Annotated in this window: 16 protein-coding genes; 8 read left to right on the top strand and 8 right to left on the bottom strand. The window is 67.9% G+C overall.

All coding sequences use genetic code 11. The annotated features are described in order from the left end of the window. Positions 1–6: 6 nt before the first annotated feature. The 4 genes from SM418_RS11115 to SM418_RS11100 form a co-directional block, all read right to left on the bottom strand. Positions 7–789 carry an SDR family oxidoreductase gene (locus SM418_RS11115; protein ID WP_371940686.1) on the bottom strand — a complete coding sequence of 261 codons (783 nt, stop codon included), beginning with the start codon at positions 787–789 and terminating at the stop codon, positions 7–9. Further along, positions 789–2009, bottom strand: coding sequence for a hypothetical protein (locus SM418_RS11110; protein WP_371940687.1), 1221 nt, complete (start codon positions 2007–2009; stop codon positions 789–791). Before SM418_RS11110 ends, SM418_RS11115 begins: the two co-directional genes overlap by 1 nt. A 108-nt stretch (positions 2010–2117) precedes the next feature. After that, positions 2118–2579, bottom strand: coding sequence for a nuclear transport factor 2 family protein (locus SM418_RS11105; RefSeq protein ID WP_371940688.1), 462 nt, complete (start codon positions 2577–2579; stop codon positions 2118–2120). A gap of 65 nt (positions 2580–2644) precedes the next feature. Then, positions 2645–3400 (bottom strand): glucose 1-dehydrogenase, encoded by a 756-nt coding sequence (locus SM418_RS11100; RefSeq protein WP_371940689.1) that lies wholly within the window; start codon positions 3398–3400, stop codon positions 2645–2647. A 74-nt stretch (positions 3401–3474) separates the two neighbouring features. Between SM418_RS11100 and SM418_RS11095 the strand changes: the two genes are divergently transcribed. Next, a complete protein-coding gene (locus tag SM418_RS11095; RefSeq protein ID WP_371940690.1) occupies positions 3475–4113 on the top strand; it encodes a TetR/AcrR family transcriptional regulator in 639 nt (212 codons plus the stop codon). Here SM418_RS11095 and SM418_RS11090 read toward each other — a convergent pair. Beyond that, positions 4083–4904 carry a glycoside hydrolase family 26 protein gene (locus SM418_RS11090; RefSeq protein WP_371940691.1) on the bottom strand — a complete coding sequence of 274 codons (822 nt, stop codon included), beginning with the start codon at positions 4902–4904 and terminating at the stop codon, positions 4083–4085. The genes SM418_RS11095 and SM418_RS11090 overlap by 31 nt on opposite strands. Positions 4905–5241: 337 nt before the next feature. Beyond that, positions 5242–6468, bottom strand: coding sequence for a helix-turn-helix domain-containing protein (locus tag SM418_RS11085; RefSeq protein WP_371940692.1), 1227 nt, complete (start codon positions 6466–6468; stop codon positions 5242–5244). A gap of 860 nt (positions 6469–7328) precedes the next feature. Between SM418_RS11085 and SM418_RS11080 the strand changes: the two genes are divergently transcribed. From SM418_RS11080 to SM418_RS11050, 7 genes are all read left to right on the top strand, one after another. After that, entirely contained in the window at positions 7329–7670 is a 342-nt protein-coding gene (locus tag SM418_RS11080) for an ATP-binding protein (protein ID WP_371940693.1), read from the top strand. Further along, positions 7649–8023 carry a hypothetical protein gene (locus SM418_RS11075; protein WP_371940694.1) on the top strand — a complete coding sequence of 125 codons (375 nt, stop codon included), beginning with the start codon at positions 7649–7651 and terminating at the stop codon, positions 8021–8023. The genes SM418_RS11080 and SM418_RS11075 overlap by 22 nt, the downstream gene beginning before the upstream one ends. Before the next feature lie 59 nt (positions 8024–8082). Next, the gene (locus SM418_RS11070) at positions 8083–8730 is read left to right on the top strand and encodes a hypothetical protein (RefSeq protein ID WP_371940695.1); all 648 of its coding nucleotides are present in this window, start codon (positions 8083–8085) and stop codon (positions 8728–8730) included. Positions 8731–8746: 16 nt separating this feature from the next. After that, on the top strand, positions 8747–9784 hold the full coding sequence (locus tag SM418_RS11065; protein WP_371940696.1) for an XRE family transcriptional regulator: 1038 nt from the start codon (positions 8747–8749) through the stop codon (positions 9782–9784). Positions 9785–9923: 139 nt separating this feature from the next. Further along, positions 9924–10790: a Sco1979 family transcriptional regulator gene (locus SM418_RS11060; protein WP_371940697.1), complete on the top strand. Its 867-nt coding sequence runs from the start codon at positions 9924–9926 to the stop codon at positions 10788–10790. A 121-nt stretch (positions 10791–10911) separates the two neighbouring features. Continuing rightward, a complete protein-coding gene (locus SM418_RS11055; protein ID WP_371940698.1) occupies positions 10912–11529 on the top strand; it encodes an alpha-ketoglutarate-dependent dioxygenase AlkB in 618 nt (205 codons plus the stop codon). Positions 11530–11616: 87 nt separating this feature from the next. Further along, entirely contained in the window at positions 11617–12300 is a 684-nt protein-coding gene (locus SM418_RS11050) for a maleylpyruvate isomerase family mycothiol-dependent enzyme (RefSeq protein ID WP_371940699.1), read from the top strand. Positions 12301–12633: 333 nt separating this feature from the next. Here SM418_RS11050 and SM418_RS11045 read toward each other — a convergent pair whose 3' ends face one another. Together SM418_RS11045 and SM418_RS11040 are read right to left on the bottom strand one after the other, a co-directional pair. Next, a complete protein-coding gene (locus SM418_RS11045; RefSeq protein ID WP_371940700.1) occupies positions 12634–12846 on the bottom strand; it encodes a DUF397 domain-containing protein in 213 nt (70 codons plus the stop codon). A 249-nt stretch (positions 12847–13095) separates the two neighbouring features. After that, complete coding sequence (locus SM418_RS11040; RefSeq protein WP_371940701.1) at positions 13096–13968, bottom strand: helix-turn-helix domain-containing protein; 873 nt, start codon at positions 13966–13968, stop codon at positions 13096–13098. Between the last annotated feature and the right edge of the window lie 527 nt (positions 13969–14495).

The raw sequence follows: 14495 nt of genomic DNA, 5'->3' as shown, positions 1-14495 counted from the left end.
CCCTTCCTAGTGGTGCCACTCGCCGGAATTGACGTCCAGGCATTGCCCGGTGACCGCACGGGCCAGCGATGACAGCATGAACACCGCGGCGTCGGCGACCTCATCGGGCTCGGGTAGTTTCCGCAGGTCGGTCGTCGCGGCGTTCTCGTCGTACACCTGCTGCGCCGTGACGCCGCGCTTCTCGGCGAGGTGGTTGAAATACCACTGGAGGTTGTCGGCCCAGATATATCCGGGGGCGATCGTGTTGACCCGGATCCCGCGGGGCCCGAGCTCGGTGGCCAGGTTCTGCGCCATCGCCAGGAGCGCCGCCTTGGCCATCTTGTAGGCGCCGAACGTCCGCCGGGAATGCCGCAGGACCGCCGAGTTGATCATCACCACCGAGCCGCCGCGTTCTTCCAGCGCGGGGACGAACAGCCGGGTCAGGTGCAGTGCCGCGAGCACGTTCGTCTCGAACCCGGCCCGCACCGCGTCCAGGTCGACCTTGGTGAGATCGGTCAGCGGAGGCGTGGCGAAGGCGTTGTTGACCAGGCCGTCCACGCGCCCGAACGCCTCCCGTGCCGCCTCCGCGAGCCGCTCGCAGGCCGCCGCGTCGTTGATGTCGGTCGGGACGGCGACGGCCCGCCGCCCGATGTCCTCGACTTCCTTCGCGACCTCGGCGAGCCGACTCTCGTTGCGGGCGGCGAGCACCACGTCCGCTCCGGCCTTGGCGCACTGGACGGCGAGACCGCGCCCCAGCCCCGGGCCGACGCCGGAAACGACGATGACCCTGCCCTCCAGCAGGCCCGCCATCAGCCGAGCATCCTTTTCGCGACGGCGACCTGGCGGGCGGCGATCTTCTCCGCCCATTCCTGCTTGGTGACTCGCTGGTTCTCGTAGAACGGCAGGACGCGGGGCAGCTCATCGAACTTCACGATCTCGGTGTCCGGCCCGTCCTCGGGCGTGAGGTCACGCGAAAGCCGCTGCCAGCGGAACTGGAGGTAGCCGCGACGATGCCCCGTCCGCTCGATCCAGTTGGCCAACCCGGGATCGCGCTCGCTGACGATGTAGCGGATCTTTCCGTCCTCGTCCACCCGGGCCTGGTCGGCGCTGAGGCTCGTCTGGTGGTTGATGTAGTCGAGCGAGATGTACCACATGCTGCCGAGCTGGAATCCCTGGTAGGGCGCCACTTCCTGGTCGGCGGCCGGGGCGGTGATGACCATGACCTCGTCGTCGTCCAGGTCGTAATGGCCGACGGACGAGAACTGCGTCGCCAGCCCGCCGGGCGTCGGCCGCGGCTCGGTCAACGTGTTGACGGGCAACTTCAGGTAGTGCCATTCGGGGAAGGCCAGGAAAGTGCGGATCCTGGAGACCAGCATCTTGCCCGCCACCTGATAGCGCCGGGCCATCCTCTCGGACGGGACGGAGAGCGGGGACGTCCCCAGCGTGTCCTCCCGATGAATGCGGATCTCACCGGGACGCTCGTACTCCCAGTCGCTGAACACCTCCCGGACGATGAGCATCGCCGCCCCGGCGGGAAGCGTGACGTAGTCCGGTCCCGGGTCCGGCTTGGGCGGACCGAACCGCAACTGGAACGTCCCGTCCTCGGCGATGTCGAGCCGCCGGTCGTCGAACGCGGTGAGACTGTCGGGCGACTGCGTAGGAGAGTAGTCGCCGTTCATGACCTGGAAGCTGAGGTCGGCCGTGCTCCCCCGCCGCCCGGTCACGACGTACTCCGCGTCGTCCCGGATGTAGGCGTGAAAGTACAGCGTGTCCGGGTTGTCGAGCCCCAACTTCGTGTAAGGGCCGGTGGACGACGCGAAGAACGGATAGTCCTGCTGGTAGGCGCCGACCATGTGCAGCGAGGCCTTGATGCTCCCCGCCAGGTAGTCGAGCCCCTCGGCAAGATCCTGGTCGGTCTTCACATGCGGCGCGTTACGGATGATCCGCTCGGCCTCGACGATCGCGTCGGCGAACGAGCGCGTCGCGGCCTCGAAACTGTCGGTCTTTCCTTCGGTTGAGTCGGTGGCCACCGGGCTCTCCTCGGGACGCGGGGGGCGGGAACGCCGTGCTCGTGATCGCGACACTGGGGACCGGACACTAGAACCCGTTCTATACCGGGGTCAATGCTCGGGTCCCGGTCAATGGGAGGTCGTGAACTTCAGGCTGGGGGCGTCGTCCAGCGACACCATGTACTCGTACGTCCGCCGATGCCCGGTCTTCTCGACCAGCCAGCGCCCGTCCTCCCCGCGCCGGTAGACGTCGTGGTAGAACGCGGCGCCGCGGATCAGCAGGCGGTGCTCCGGAATGATGATCGTGTCGTCCAGCGACCACACCCCGGTCGCCCGGTCCCCGTCCACGTCGATCTCCGGGCACCCTGCCGTATGCGCGCTGATCTTCCCGTCGTCCAGGTTCTCCCGCATGTACCGGACGATCGCGTCCCGCCCCTCCAGCCTGAGCGTCCTGCCGAGCACGGGGGTGTCGTACTCGGCGACGGCGTCCTCCGCGAACACCTCGGCGAACTCGTCCCACAACTTCAGGTCGACGCACCGCAGGTACCGGTACTTGAGCCGCCGGATCTCTTCCAGAGCAACCAGGTCCATGCACCCCAGCCTGGCCACTGGAACGCGATAAGACAAGAACAGGTTCTATTCCAGCGCGCTCGCGCTCACAACCCGGCGCCCCCGGTCACGTCGACCACCCGCCCGGTGACCCAGCGGGCATCATCGGAGGCCAGGAAGGACACGACGCCCGCGATGTCCTCGGGCCGCCCGATGCGGCCCAGCGCGGACTGCGACGCCGCCTGAGCCTGCGCCTCCGGATTCCCCCTCAGCCACCCGGCGTTGGTGTCGGTGTCCACGATCCCGGGCGCGACCGAGTTCACGGTGATCCCCCGCGGCCCGAGCTGCTTCGCGAGGTTCAGCGTGAAGGTGTCGAGCGCCCCCTTCGTCGCCCCGTACGCCATGATCTCCGGCAATGCGAGCCTGGCCGCGCCGCTCGAGATGTTGATGACGCGCCCGCCGTCCCTGAGCCGTCCGAGCCCCTGCTGGACGACGAAGAACGGCGCCCGGACGTTCACCGCGAAGAGCCGGTCGAACTCGTCCTCGGTCAGCGACTCCAGATCCGAACTCCGCCCGACGGCCGCGTTGTTCACGATGATGTCGACGCCGGGACGCTCGACTCGGGCATCGAAGGCGTCCCACAGGGCCCGGGCATCGCCATGCTCACCCAGCTCCGCCTGGACGGCGAAGGCCCGGCCGCCGTCCTTGCGAATCCGCTCGACGACCTCCTCCGCCGCCGCGGTCTCCCGCGCGAAGGCCACGGCCACGACGGCCCCGTCCCTGCCGAGCCGCTCGGCGATACCCCGTCCGATGCCCCGGCTGCCTCCCGTGACCAGGGCGACCTTGCCGTCCAACGTTCCCATGACACCTCATTTGTTGAGTGATCGTTCAAGAAACCGTAGCACGACTTCTTGAGCGCTCGCTCTACAATGGGTTCATGGCACGAGGACGTCCCCGCACCTTCGACCGCGACACGGCCCTGGCGGCGGCCACCCGCCTGTTCTGGGAGCGCGGCTACGAGGCGACGTCCGTCGGGGAGCTCACGGAGGCGATGGGCATCAGGCCGGCCAGCCTCTACGCGGCATTCGGCGACAAGAAATCCCTGTTCAAGGAGGCCGTAGCGGCATACGGACGCTCCCCCGAGGGCGCCTTCGTCGCCAGGGCCCTCGCCGAGGAGCCGACAGCCCGCAAGGCGTTCACCCGCATCCTGCACGAGGCCGCCGCGATCTACCCCGACCCGTCCCACCCGGCGGGCTGCCTCGTGATCACCGCCGCCACCAACGTCGCCCTCAAAGACGCCGAGGTGGAGACGCACCTTCGCGACCTGCGCAACACCAACCTCAAAACCTTCGAGGCCCGCCTGCGAACCGCCCGGGCCGACGGCGAAGTCCCCGCCTCCGCCGACCCCGAGGCCCTGGCCCACTACTTCGGCGCGATCATCCAGGGCATGTCCCAGCAGGCCCGCGACGGAGCCTCCCGCAGAACCCTGACCGACGTGGCCGACCAGGCCATGCGCACCTGGCCCGAGCCCGCGGATAGCCCGCGTCAGAGCGCGAAGGAACCGGGATCGGTGTAGTACTTCTTCGAGATCTTCTTCGCGACGGCCCGCGCCGCCGCGTCCGTCCCCGGCGTCGGCACCACACCCCCGGTCGGGTTGGAGAACCAGCACAGAAAGGCGCACCGCTCACGAGTTCCACCCGCGGGCGTCCTGGCGGCGTAGGCGACCTGCGCCTTCATCCACGAAGTATCAATATCCCGGACGCATCCCACCTCGGCAATTCCCCAAGGAATGTTTTTCGAGGCGGCGAACCTCACCGCCGGCCCCCACAGCTCGCGGCCATCCCCGGTGTCGGAGTAGCCGTCCACGCCATAGAGATCGACATAGCCGTCTCCAGGCCACAGCTCCGCGTAGGTACTGCCCCTCTTCGGGGACTGCCCCGACCATGCCTCCACGATCTGCGCCGTGTACACCCGCGGCTTCCCCACGGACTTGACGACCTTGCAGAAGCGCCGGAACGCCGAAAGATACTCCTCCAGCGTGAACTGCCCCTTCCGCATCTTGCCGTCCGGCTCGTGCCAGCAGGTCAGGAACGCCGCATGCGAGTCGGGAATGGACCGCACGAACTCCCGCAGCCTCTTGTCGAGCCCCTTGTCCGAAAGCTGCTGCGGGTCGGGCTTGCACGACCACACCGACACGCGCTTCCCCACATCGATGCCCGCGACCGACTCGGCCCAGCTCTTCGGGATCCCCCTGTCATACGACCGCCGAACCGTGAACGGCCCGGCCGCCGCGTCCAGCTCCGCGAAGTCCTTGCCCTTCAGAGACACACTGCTCGCCCCAACGAGCATCCCGCCCCGCTTCTCCATCGGCCCTCCCGCACCACGGATGTCCTGCCAACAAGGTTCGCAGGACATAAGGGAACGTTCCATGCACAAATCCGTGAGCCCCACAAACCCTCTCGCCAGCAACATCTCCCCTCGTTGACCACGCCCGGCCTTGCGCGTGCGGGATGGTGCACCGGTGTAACGCGCCGCGAGGTAGTACGACCTTGTGACGTGAGCACGCAGCCGGGTGGGGATCTAGATACGGCATCCAGGAGATGGATGGGGGCAAGCTCAACTTGCCTAAAAGGAAGCTCGACCATCCGAACAGGGAAGCAATCGAGCAACGGTACAGCGAGTTCCAGACCGCCGTTTAGATGACCTACGGCTGGACGCCCATGAAGTCGGCTAGGTCGAGCATTCCCTGCGAGGGCATCCTGGGCCTCGCCTCCAGCAATTCACGGGTGATGTCGCGGCCGTACTGCTGGTAGCGCAGCCATGCCGGGTGTTCTGCCCGGATCGTTTGCATGATTTCTGTTGCCTTTTCCGGGTCGCCCGTCTGCGCCTTCGCGCGCGCGATGTCCAGGCGGTGCCGGTCCCATCCGGACGTGTTCCCGGCGCCGACGTCGCGCGGCACGTCCCGTGCCAACTCCAGGGCGCGGTCGGGACGGCCGTCCAGCAACTCGATCTCAGGCCCCATCAACGCCGGGGTGAGAGGCCCGAAGGCCACGTGGCCCGCGAGATCTTCGCATTGTCGGCCGAGGCGGGCGCCAGCCGCCCCGGCAGCGCGAACGTACTCGCGGGCTTCTTCGGAACGATTGTTGCGGGAGGCGGCCGACGCGGCACGCAGTAGCAGGTAGCCCCAGCCCGAGAGGTGGTCCGGTGACGCCTTGCTCATCTTGGGTTCGATCTGCCCCGCGGTGTCGACGCAGAGTCGCTCCACCTCGGTGAAGCGTCCTTGACGCAGCATCGCCCACGCCTGTGAGCTGATGGACGCGGCGGCAAGCGGGATGTCACCGATCTCCACAGCGTCCCGCAACGAGGCGTGCAGCGCGATCAATGCCAGGTCATGCGCGCGAACCTGTATGAGGTACCGACCGGTCAGACCGAGGATGTCCGCGCGAAGCCGCAACGCCTCCCGGTGCTGGTCTCCGGTGTCGTGGACATCGACATGGTGGTGAGCGGAACGCACCAGGGCCGGCATGAAGTGCGCGAGATCGTCGTAAGCAACGGCGTGGTACTTGGCGGCGACCGCGGCGACGGCGCCGCCGAGTCGCGCGAGGTCGGGGTGATCTTCGTCAGCCGTGCCGTAAAGGGGACGCCCGGTCAACCCGACCGGCGGATTGATCGCCGAACGCATGTCGGCGAGCACTACCTCATCGACGGTGGCTTCACTCGGTTCAGGGGGCCCGGCGGAGGCGAACCATACGGTGGTGACTCCGAGTGCGCGGGCGAGGTGGTGGTACGTCTCCATTCGGCAAGTACCACCTTGCTCCAACTTCTTGATGACCGCGAGCGACAAGCTGGCTCGTTCGGCGAGTTCCTCCTGCGTCATCCCGCGTCGGCGTCGTAGTTCCCGGACGCGGTCGCTGATGCTGGCGTCCTGCATAAGCCCTGCCCTTCCCTGAGCGTCTCGACGTCCTCAGCGTAAGTCGGGGGTCGCCGCCAAATCCGTTCAGTGTTCAAACGACTACGCCCCATATCCCTTCCGGCGCAGGCAGCAAAGAACGACTGCGCAGCGTGACTGTGCCGACACTATTACTTTACGTAGCGTCTTCGGCGTCCTAGCAGTCGGGAAGCCGAGATGAGCGTTCACTGTGGAACCCCCTCGTCCATCACCAGTTGAGGTGCTGCGCGCCAGGCACGGGCACATGTGGGACATCTGGCGTGAAGTCCTACCAAGCGGTCGGCACGGTGACTGGCTCGCCCAAACCCTGCCGGGCGCGTCGCCGCACCGGCTGCTGCGCGCGACAACAGTCGAGGAACTGGACGCGTTGCTGTCTGAGGCGGAGGCGTGATCGTGCTGGATCACGCGACCAGCCCAATAGACACCGGGCCCATTGTTCGCGCCGAGATCAATGACCTGGAATGCCGTTTCGGCGTGGTGGCGTGGTTCGGATTCCACACCCGTCGCTGGTGGGCGCTCGTCGAGGGCCGTCTGGTCGAGGCCGCCACTCCAGCCGCTCTCGCAGATGCGGTCATGGCGATGCGTAGCCCTGCCGTCCGACCCTGTCATGACGCTCGTCCCAGCGGTGATCTGTCGGGGCCCCGGCACAGGCGGCCAGCCGGTCAGCAACGCACGCGCCGCCGCGCGCGGTCGCTGCGCCGAGGCGGCCGAGGCTCCGCGTGGGCGGACGCGGCCGGAGCCATGACGGGCACGGAAGGCGGAGTGCGTTGAGCGGCCACACAGAGGACGAAGAGACGATCGTCCAAGTGGGTGACCTGGAGTTGCTTGTTCGGGGGGCGGATATGCAGGCGCCTGGAGCCGCGCGGCGATTCATCGGTGAGTGGTTCCAGGACCGGGGCATCGCTGACGCCTACATCGCGCAGCTCATCGTGTCCGAGCTGGTCACGAACGCGCTCCTGCACGGGCAGGCGCCGATCGTCGTCCGGGTGGTGGTGGACGAGTCAGACGGGCTGCCCGTCCTCGAAGTCGCGGACGGCGGCGACGGGCTCCCCCGCGTCCAGCCGGAAAGCGACACCGCGATCAACGGGCGCGGGCTCCGCATGGTCTCCGCGCTCGCGGCGGAATGGGGCACGCGCCCACTCGTCGAAGGAGGGAAGGTCACGTGGGCCAAGTGCGCGCTCTGAGCGTCCGGGCCGAACGTCAGGTGCTCCGCCTGCGGACCAGGTTGGGCAGGCGGACCATTACGCGCCACCTGGACGCGCTCGCGGTCGCGCTCCAGGTGAAGGGGTGGCGCTTCACCAAGCTCTACCGCCCCGAGGAGTTCCCGACACCACTTCCCATGCTGTGGGTGCACGCGGGTATCGCGAAGGAGATCGGCGTCGTCGTATCCGTCCGGGCCACGGCGGGCGGAACCTGGGGCTACTACGAGGCTCTTCGCGGGCGCCAGGGTTACCTCTGCCCTTGCGGGGACGCCAAGTCGGCCGCCGAGCATATCGACCTGTTCCTCAAACACCAGATGTTCCCCGGCACCTGGTAGCTCTCGGAAGCGGGTCGAGGGTTGCTCTTATTGTCGGTGGCTCTGCCTACAGTGGGCGCGTGGCTGAGGACCGGGTTGCTTGGGACGAGCTCTTGACGGCGGGCTTCCTGCACGGTGTGCGGGAGGCTCACCGCGATGCGACGCTTGCCCTGTTCGGCGGGTTGAGCCGTACGGCGGGGTTCAAGGAGCGGACGTACGGCGTCGGCGCGTTCGAAACGCTCGCGAGCCACCTCGACCGCGTCTTCGGCCAGGGCGAGCTGGCGAAGCAGGTCGTCCGGGACGACCTGAACGGCTCGCCCGGATGGCGGCACGGCCCCTACCGCGTCCTGCTCAAGCGGCACGAGTTCGGCAACGTCCGCGGGATCCGTTGGGATCGGGACAGCCCCACCAAGCAGGCCGTGGCGCGACAGGGGTACGTCGAAGACCCGCAACTGGCGCTGCCGCTCGGCCTTGAGGCGCACGACACGCCCGGCATCGTGACCTTGGTACTCGCGCACAGCGCCAGCGAGGAGCCCCTCGAAATGGAGCTCTTCCTGGGCCGCCCCAGGTGGAACGCCGACGGCGGGACGGCCTGGCACTGGGTGAAGCAGCTCGACGACACCATCGGGCCCGATCCACGCCGTAAGCTCGTCGAGCGGACGATGCCGCTCTGGGACGATCAGGAAGACGTCCCCATGCGGCTCCGCGGGGAGACGAAGACGGCCTAGCAAAGGGTGGCGCAGGGTGCTGTTCGACTGCGAGCGGCTGACGCTGGCCCGGCGGCTCAGAGGGTTGCGCAAGAACCAGCTCGCGGACGCCGTCGGGACGACGCCGAAAGCCATCGGACGGTACGAGGCGGGCGTTCACCGGCCCGACGACCTGACGCTGAAACGGCTCGCCATCGCGCTCGGCGTTCCGGTCGAGTTCTTCCGGAGTGGACGCAGCCCCGTTTCCATGGACGGCGCTCATTTCCGGTCGCTCAGGTCTACCAGCCAGATCGAGCGGGACCAGGCGCTCGCCTACGGACGCATTGCCACCGACGTCGTCGCAGCCCTGGAAGACCTCGTCGACTTTCCCGAAGTCGACCTGCCCGAATACCCGGTGTCGCCGGACGAGATCGCCGGCCCCGGCCCCGTCGAGGCCGCCCGGCTGGCCAGGAAGGCCCTGCTCGACCAGGTCGGCCCGGTACCGCACGTCGTCCGGCTGCTCGAAACGCACGGCGTGATCGTCCTCGTACTGCCGCAGGCCGCGGAGCGCGTGGACGCGTTCAGCGTGGGCGTCCACCCTCGGCCGATGGTCTTCTTCAACCCGGCCAAAGGCGACTACTGGCGTAATCGATTCGACGCGGCCCACGAACTTGGCCACCTCGTCATGCACGCCGACGCCGAACCCGGTGAAAAGGTCGTCGAGGACCAGGCGCACAGGTTCGCGGCCGAATTCCTCATGCCCGAGCAGGACATCGCCAGCGAATTGCCCGGCACCGCCGACTGGGACCGCCTCGGCGAGCTGAAGGCGACCTGGGGTGTCAGCATGGCGGCGCTCCTCTACCGGGCCCGGACCCTCGGAATCATGAAGGAGACCGCGTACCGGAACGCGATGAGCGCGATGAGCTCGCGCGGCTGGCGGCGGCACGAGCCGGGGGCGCCGCGGCCGCTGGAGCAGCCCACGATGCTGACCCGGGCGATCGAGATCGTCGGCCAGGCCGGTACCGGCCGCGACCGGGTCGCCGAACTGGCACGGGTCCCGCGGACCGATCTGGATCTGCTGGTGCCACCGCGGTGATCCCGCAATTGGAACGGTCCTAAATCCTTTACCGGACGACGGGCGAGTTACATATCTATGTCCGAAGGTTTCCTGCGCGTCCGCCATTGCCTGTGAGACCCTCCCATGGTTGTCGGAGCGTACGGACGCTGGAGATCTGGTGCTGGACAATCGGCAGGCGAGTCCGACCGCGCTGCGCATGCAGATCGGGGCGCGACTCCGGCGGATGCGGGAGGAAAAAGGGATCGGGCAGTCGGAGGCGGGGGACGCGATCCGCTCGTCGGCGTCCAAGATGAGCCGGCTCGAACTGGGACGGCACAGCTTCAAGCTCCGAGACGTCCTTGACCTGCTCGACCTCTACGGCGTCCGCGACGAGGACGAGCGCGCCAGCTTCATCGACCTCGTCAGGGAGGCGAAGAAGCCCGGCTGGTGGCAGAGCTACGGCGACGCGATACCCCACTGGTTCGAGCAGTATCTGGGGCTGGAGCAGTCGGCGACGACGATCCGCAGTTACGAGGTGCAGTACGTCCCGGGCCTGCTGCAGACGCGCGACTACGCGCGGGCCGTCATCGGGCTCGAACACCATGACGCCGCACACGAGGGGCTCGAACGGCGGCTCACCGTCCGGATGACCAGGCAGCAGATCCTGCACCGGCCGGTCGGCGCGGCGACGCTGTGGACGGTGATCGACGAGGCGGCGCTGCGCCGGCCGTTCGGCGGGCCGGTCACCATGCGCGCCCAGATCGAGCACCTCATCGAGGTCTCGGAGAGCATGCCCAACGTGCGGCTGCAGGTCCTGCCGTTCTCCGCGGGCGGGCACCTGGCCCTCGGCGGCCCGATCACGATCGTCCGGTTCGCCGAACACGCCCTGGACGACATGGTCTACCTGGAACATCTGACCGGGGCCCGCTACCCCGAGGGGGACGAGGCCGCCCGCTACCAGAAGATCATGGACCTCCTCGCCATCCGCGCCTCCCGCCCGGCCCGCACCACCACCTTCCTCAAGGACCTGCTGAACGAACTCTGACGTCTACCAGCGGCTACCGGCGGATCCCTCATCACGAGCGAAGGTTACGATCCGCCACCGACAGAACACGTTGCCCACCCTTCATCGAACACATGTTTGGCCAAAGGGGTACAGTGGCGACATGTTCCAAGGCTCGCTGCTGGACTGCACGGACGAGAGCGGCCCGCACCCGCTGACGTCGGCGCGGCGGACGCGGCTCGCCCACGGCGCCTGGATAGACGTCCTCCGCGGCTGGATTCCGGGCGCCGACGCACTGTTCGAACGGCTGCTCACGTCCGTCCCCTGGCGCGCCGAAAGGCGACGCATGTACGAACGGGTCGTGGACGTGCCTCGCCTGCTCGCGTTCTACGACGAGGGCGCACCGCTCCCCGATCCCGTCCTGGACGAAGCGAAAGCAGCGCTTGACGACCACTACGCCGACGAACTCGGCGAGCCGTTCAGCACCGCCGGCCTCTGCCTGTACCGGGACGGCCGCGACAGCGTGGCGTGGCACGGCGACACCATCGGACGCGGCGCCACGCACGACACGATGGTGGCGATCCTTTCGGTCGGCACACCGCGAAACCTGCTGCTTCGCCCGCGCGGCGGTGGCCGGACGATCCGCCACGAGCTGGGGCACGGCGACCTCATCGTGATGGGCGGGAGCTGCCAGCGGACGTGGGAGCACGCCATCCCGAAGAGCGCCCGCGTGACCGGCCCCCGCATCAGCATCCAGTTCCGCCCGCGCGGCGTACGCTGACCCCCGGCCCACCGCAGGGTCTCCCGCGCTTCCACCTCGACCGAAGGAGCCGGCTATCAGGACCTGCCAGCGGACCTCCGCCCCCGCATGATCGCGCTCACCGAGATCACCGCCGCGACACAGGCGCTCCTGGCGACCGCCGCCCGCCTCGATGACGCCGACATCGGCGCGCCGTCCCTGCTCCCCGGCTGGACGCGCGGACACGTCCTCACCCACGTCGCCCGCAACGCCGACGGCGGCACCCGCCTGCTCACCTGGGCCCGCACCGGCGTCGAGTCCTACGAGTACCCGAGCCTGGACGCACGCGCCGCCGAGATAGAAGGAGGCGCGAACCGTCCCGCAGGCGTCCTCCTGGACGACGTCCGGCAGAGCGCGGACAGGTTCGCCGAGGCCTACACCCTGATGCCGGACGAGGCATGGGAGCGGACCGTCCAATGGACCACGGGTGCCCGCCATCCCGCCGCCCGCGCCGCCGACGCGCGCCTCACGGAGGTGCTCATCCACCACGTCGACCTGGACGCCGGCTTCACACCCGGTGACTGGCCGACCGACTTCACCACCCGCCTTCTGGCCAGTCTCACTGCCTGGCTCGCCCGTCGCGAGGACGGCCCCAACCTGCGCCTGCACGCCACCGACACGGGCCAGGACCACGGCAACGGCGACCATCTGGTGACCGGCCCCGCCGCGTCCCTCCTGGCCTGGCTCCTCGGCCGCTCAGACGGCACACCCCTGACCGGCACCACCGCCATCAAAATCCCCTTCCTCTATTGAGCAAGGGACATTTCACTGGCACAACGGCTCCCAAGATCACCTGATGGGACGCGTACACCGGCCGCAAACCGCTGGCGAGCTGCGACCTTTCTATGCATGCGGAGATTGCCGGAAGTGAGGATGCCCCGCTGCGGCGAGCGCGGGGCTCGCCGCAGCGGGGCATGGCCAGGTAGAAGGTCCTGGGCGGTGGATGCCCTCGTTGGGGGAACGTCAAGGTCCCCTGAGGGGCGGCGGGGGCGGCGGGAGGCGGCTGTCAAAGATCGCTGGTAAAGGTGTCAAGGAGCCGCAATGGTCGACAATTTCTGAAGGGGTGGGAGAAATGAGTCATGCGACTCAGCGCCAGTCCAGGTCACCGTTCCGGACGGCGTCCACCAAGGCATTCCACTGCGCGTGGCCGATGGTGATGACACCGGCGGAGTGGTCGCGAGAGTCGCGGACCAGAACCGACGGGCCGAGCGCCGCCACCTCGACACACGTGTTCTCGTCGCCGCTCGCGCTGCTCTTTCTCCAGCTCAGCGCGACTCCGCGAGTAGACCGGTAGACCATCCAGCAACCTCCGTCCATTGCCGGCGGTGCCGTCTCGCCAATCGTTCGGCCGAGGGCACCCGCCGGACGAGCACCGAACAGGGCACAGCAAACCACGACCTTGTGGAAAATTTCCCGATCACGAGTGTAAACGGTTCTACTTATCCCGCCTACAAGGGAACACAAGATCACGCTTCGTGTTATGACGGCCACTCGCCTTGTCGGATGTTCGCTGCGGCCTTCACCTCCGGTCGAGTTGCGGTGCCTGAGTCAGGCCATGAGGTCTTCGGCGGCCTTCCGGATCAGCGCGACGGACTGGTCGGCCGGCAGCGCCTGCTCCAGGAGGAGCTCGAAGGTGTCGCGATACTCGGTGATCTTGTCGTTCTCACCGCTGATCATCAGGCTGGTCCCGGGGCGTCCCTCCAGGTAGAGGACGTCGTCGAGGTCGCCGTCGAACTCCAGGATCGTGAACGGCCCCTCCAGCCCGAGGTGCGCCCCGGTGCTGAAGGGGATGACCCGCACGGTCAGCAAATCGTCGTTCTCCGCGGCGTCGGCGATGTGGTTGAGCTGGGCCGGCATGATCGCGGGGTCGGCCTTGATGCCGACATGACGGCGGATGACCGCCTCGTCGATGATGTAGTGCTGGCGCGGCGGGTTCTCCCGCTTGGCGAGTTCCTGCTGCCGCTGGATCCGCAGCTTCGCCGCGAGCACCCGCGCCCGCTCGGACGCCTTGCCGGTAGCCAGCACCTCGGCGTACTCGGGCGTCTGGATGAGCCCCGGGACCACCGTCCCGTGGAACTGGCGGATGAAGGCCGCGCCCGCCGAATACCCGACGTAGTTGAGGAAACCGGGGTCGAGGTCACCGCGGTAGGCGTTCCACCAGGCGGGCTCGCGCGCACCGCGTGCCAGCGCCTGTAGCCGCTCCTGGCGTCCCTCGGAAGTAACGTCGTACACACCGAGAAGAGCCTGCAGGTCGGTTCGGGTGATGGCGTTCTTCCCGCCCTCCACCCTGATGAGCTTCGACGGGGACCATTCAAGCTGCCGCGCCACCTGCTCCTGCGTCAGCTTCTTCTCTTTACGCAGGCGGACGAGCTCGGTGCGCAGCAGCGCACTCTGGACTATCGGCCCCTGGTCACTGGACATCGCGTTCGCTCACTCTAAGTAGTTAGTGCCACCAGCCTGGATGCTACATGGCAAACCGGGACCCGACATCCCGCTTGCCACCAGAGCGCTACATTTCTTGGTCATGTGATCTTCGCTCCGCACGCCAGACCCCGCCATAACGCCCAAAACCTGCCAGGGAAGCTGCCAGACTGCTGCATACCTCTCGACTATGTTGTAATGTGCTATGTAGCAGATTAGCAGACGCCGACTTGCAACAGGACGCGGTGCCACCTCAGGGCAACCGACGATCTTGACGCAGGGTGAGGGCCTGGACGGGACGGGCGTGTCCCCCGGCCGGGCACTCGCCACCGGCGGACACGGCCGGGCCACGGGGCGCCGCCGGCCACACGAAGGACGAGGCGGGCACGCATCGAACGGGGAGGTCAGCCGGTACACGAGACTTCGGCATCGCCAGCGAGAACGACCAAAACCGGCCACAACAACAGAGTCGCCCGCCGCTTTCCACCGATCACCGGTTGGCAGCCAAGACGATCGACGGAAAGCGG

This window comes from Actinomadura chokoriensis (assembly GCF_041463665.1).
Taxonomy (GTDB): Bacteria; Actinomycetota; Actinomycetes; order Streptosporangiales; family Streptosporangiaceae; genus Spirillospora; species Spirillospora chokoriensis_A.
The sequence above is the reverse complement of the archived record's forward strand: the minus strand, read 5'-3'. Positions and strand labels throughout refer to the sequence as shown.

Excerpts from the sequence above, each read along its gene's own strand:
- SM418_RS11115 (WP_371940686.1), bottom strand. The coding sequence starts at position 789 with ATGGCGGGCCTGCTGGAGGGCAGGGTCATCGTCGTTTCCGGCGTCGGC.
- SM418_RS11055 (WP_371940698.1), top strand. The coding sequence starts at position 10,912 with ATGTTCCAAGGCTCGCTGCTGGACTGCACGGACGAGAGCGGCCCGCAC.
- SM418_RS11040 (WP_371940701.1), bottom strand. The coding sequence starts at position 13,968 with ATGTCCAGTGACCAGGGGCCGATAGTCCAGAGTGCGCTGCTGCGCACC.
- SM418_RS11080 (WP_371940693.1), top strand. The coding sequence starts at position 7,329 with ATGCAGGCGCCTGGAGCCGCGCGGCGATTCATCGGTGAGTGGTTCCAG.
- SM418_RS11050 (WP_371940699.1), top strand. The coding sequence starts at position 11,617 with ATGATCGCGCTCACCGAGATCACCGCCGCGACACAGGCGCTCCTGGCG.
- SM418_RS11105 (WP_371940688.1), bottom strand. The coding sequence starts at position 2,579 with ATGGACCTGGTTGCTCTGGAAGAGATCCGGCGGCTCAAGTACCGGTAC.
- SM418_RS11100 (WP_371940689.1), bottom strand. The coding sequence starts at position 3,400 with ATGGGAACGTTGGACGGCAAGGTCGCCCTGGTCACGGGAGGCAGCCGG.
- SM418_RS11045 (WP_371940700.1), bottom strand. The coding sequence starts at position 12,846 with ATGGTCTACCGGTCTACTCGCGGAGTCGCGCTGAGCTGGAGAAAGAGC.
- SM418_RS11095 (WP_371940690.1), top strand. The coding sequence starts at position 3,475 with ATGGCACGAGGACGTCCCCGCACCTTCGACCGCGACACGGCCCTGGCG.
- SM418_RS11085 (WP_371940692.1), bottom strand. The coding sequence starts at position 6,468 with ATGCAGGACGCCAGCATCAGCGACCGCGTCCGGGAACTACGACGCCGA.
- SM418_RS11090 (WP_371940691.1), bottom strand. The coding sequence starts at position 4,904 with ATGGAGAAGCGGGGCGGGATGCTCGTTGGGGCGAGCAGTGTGTCTCTG.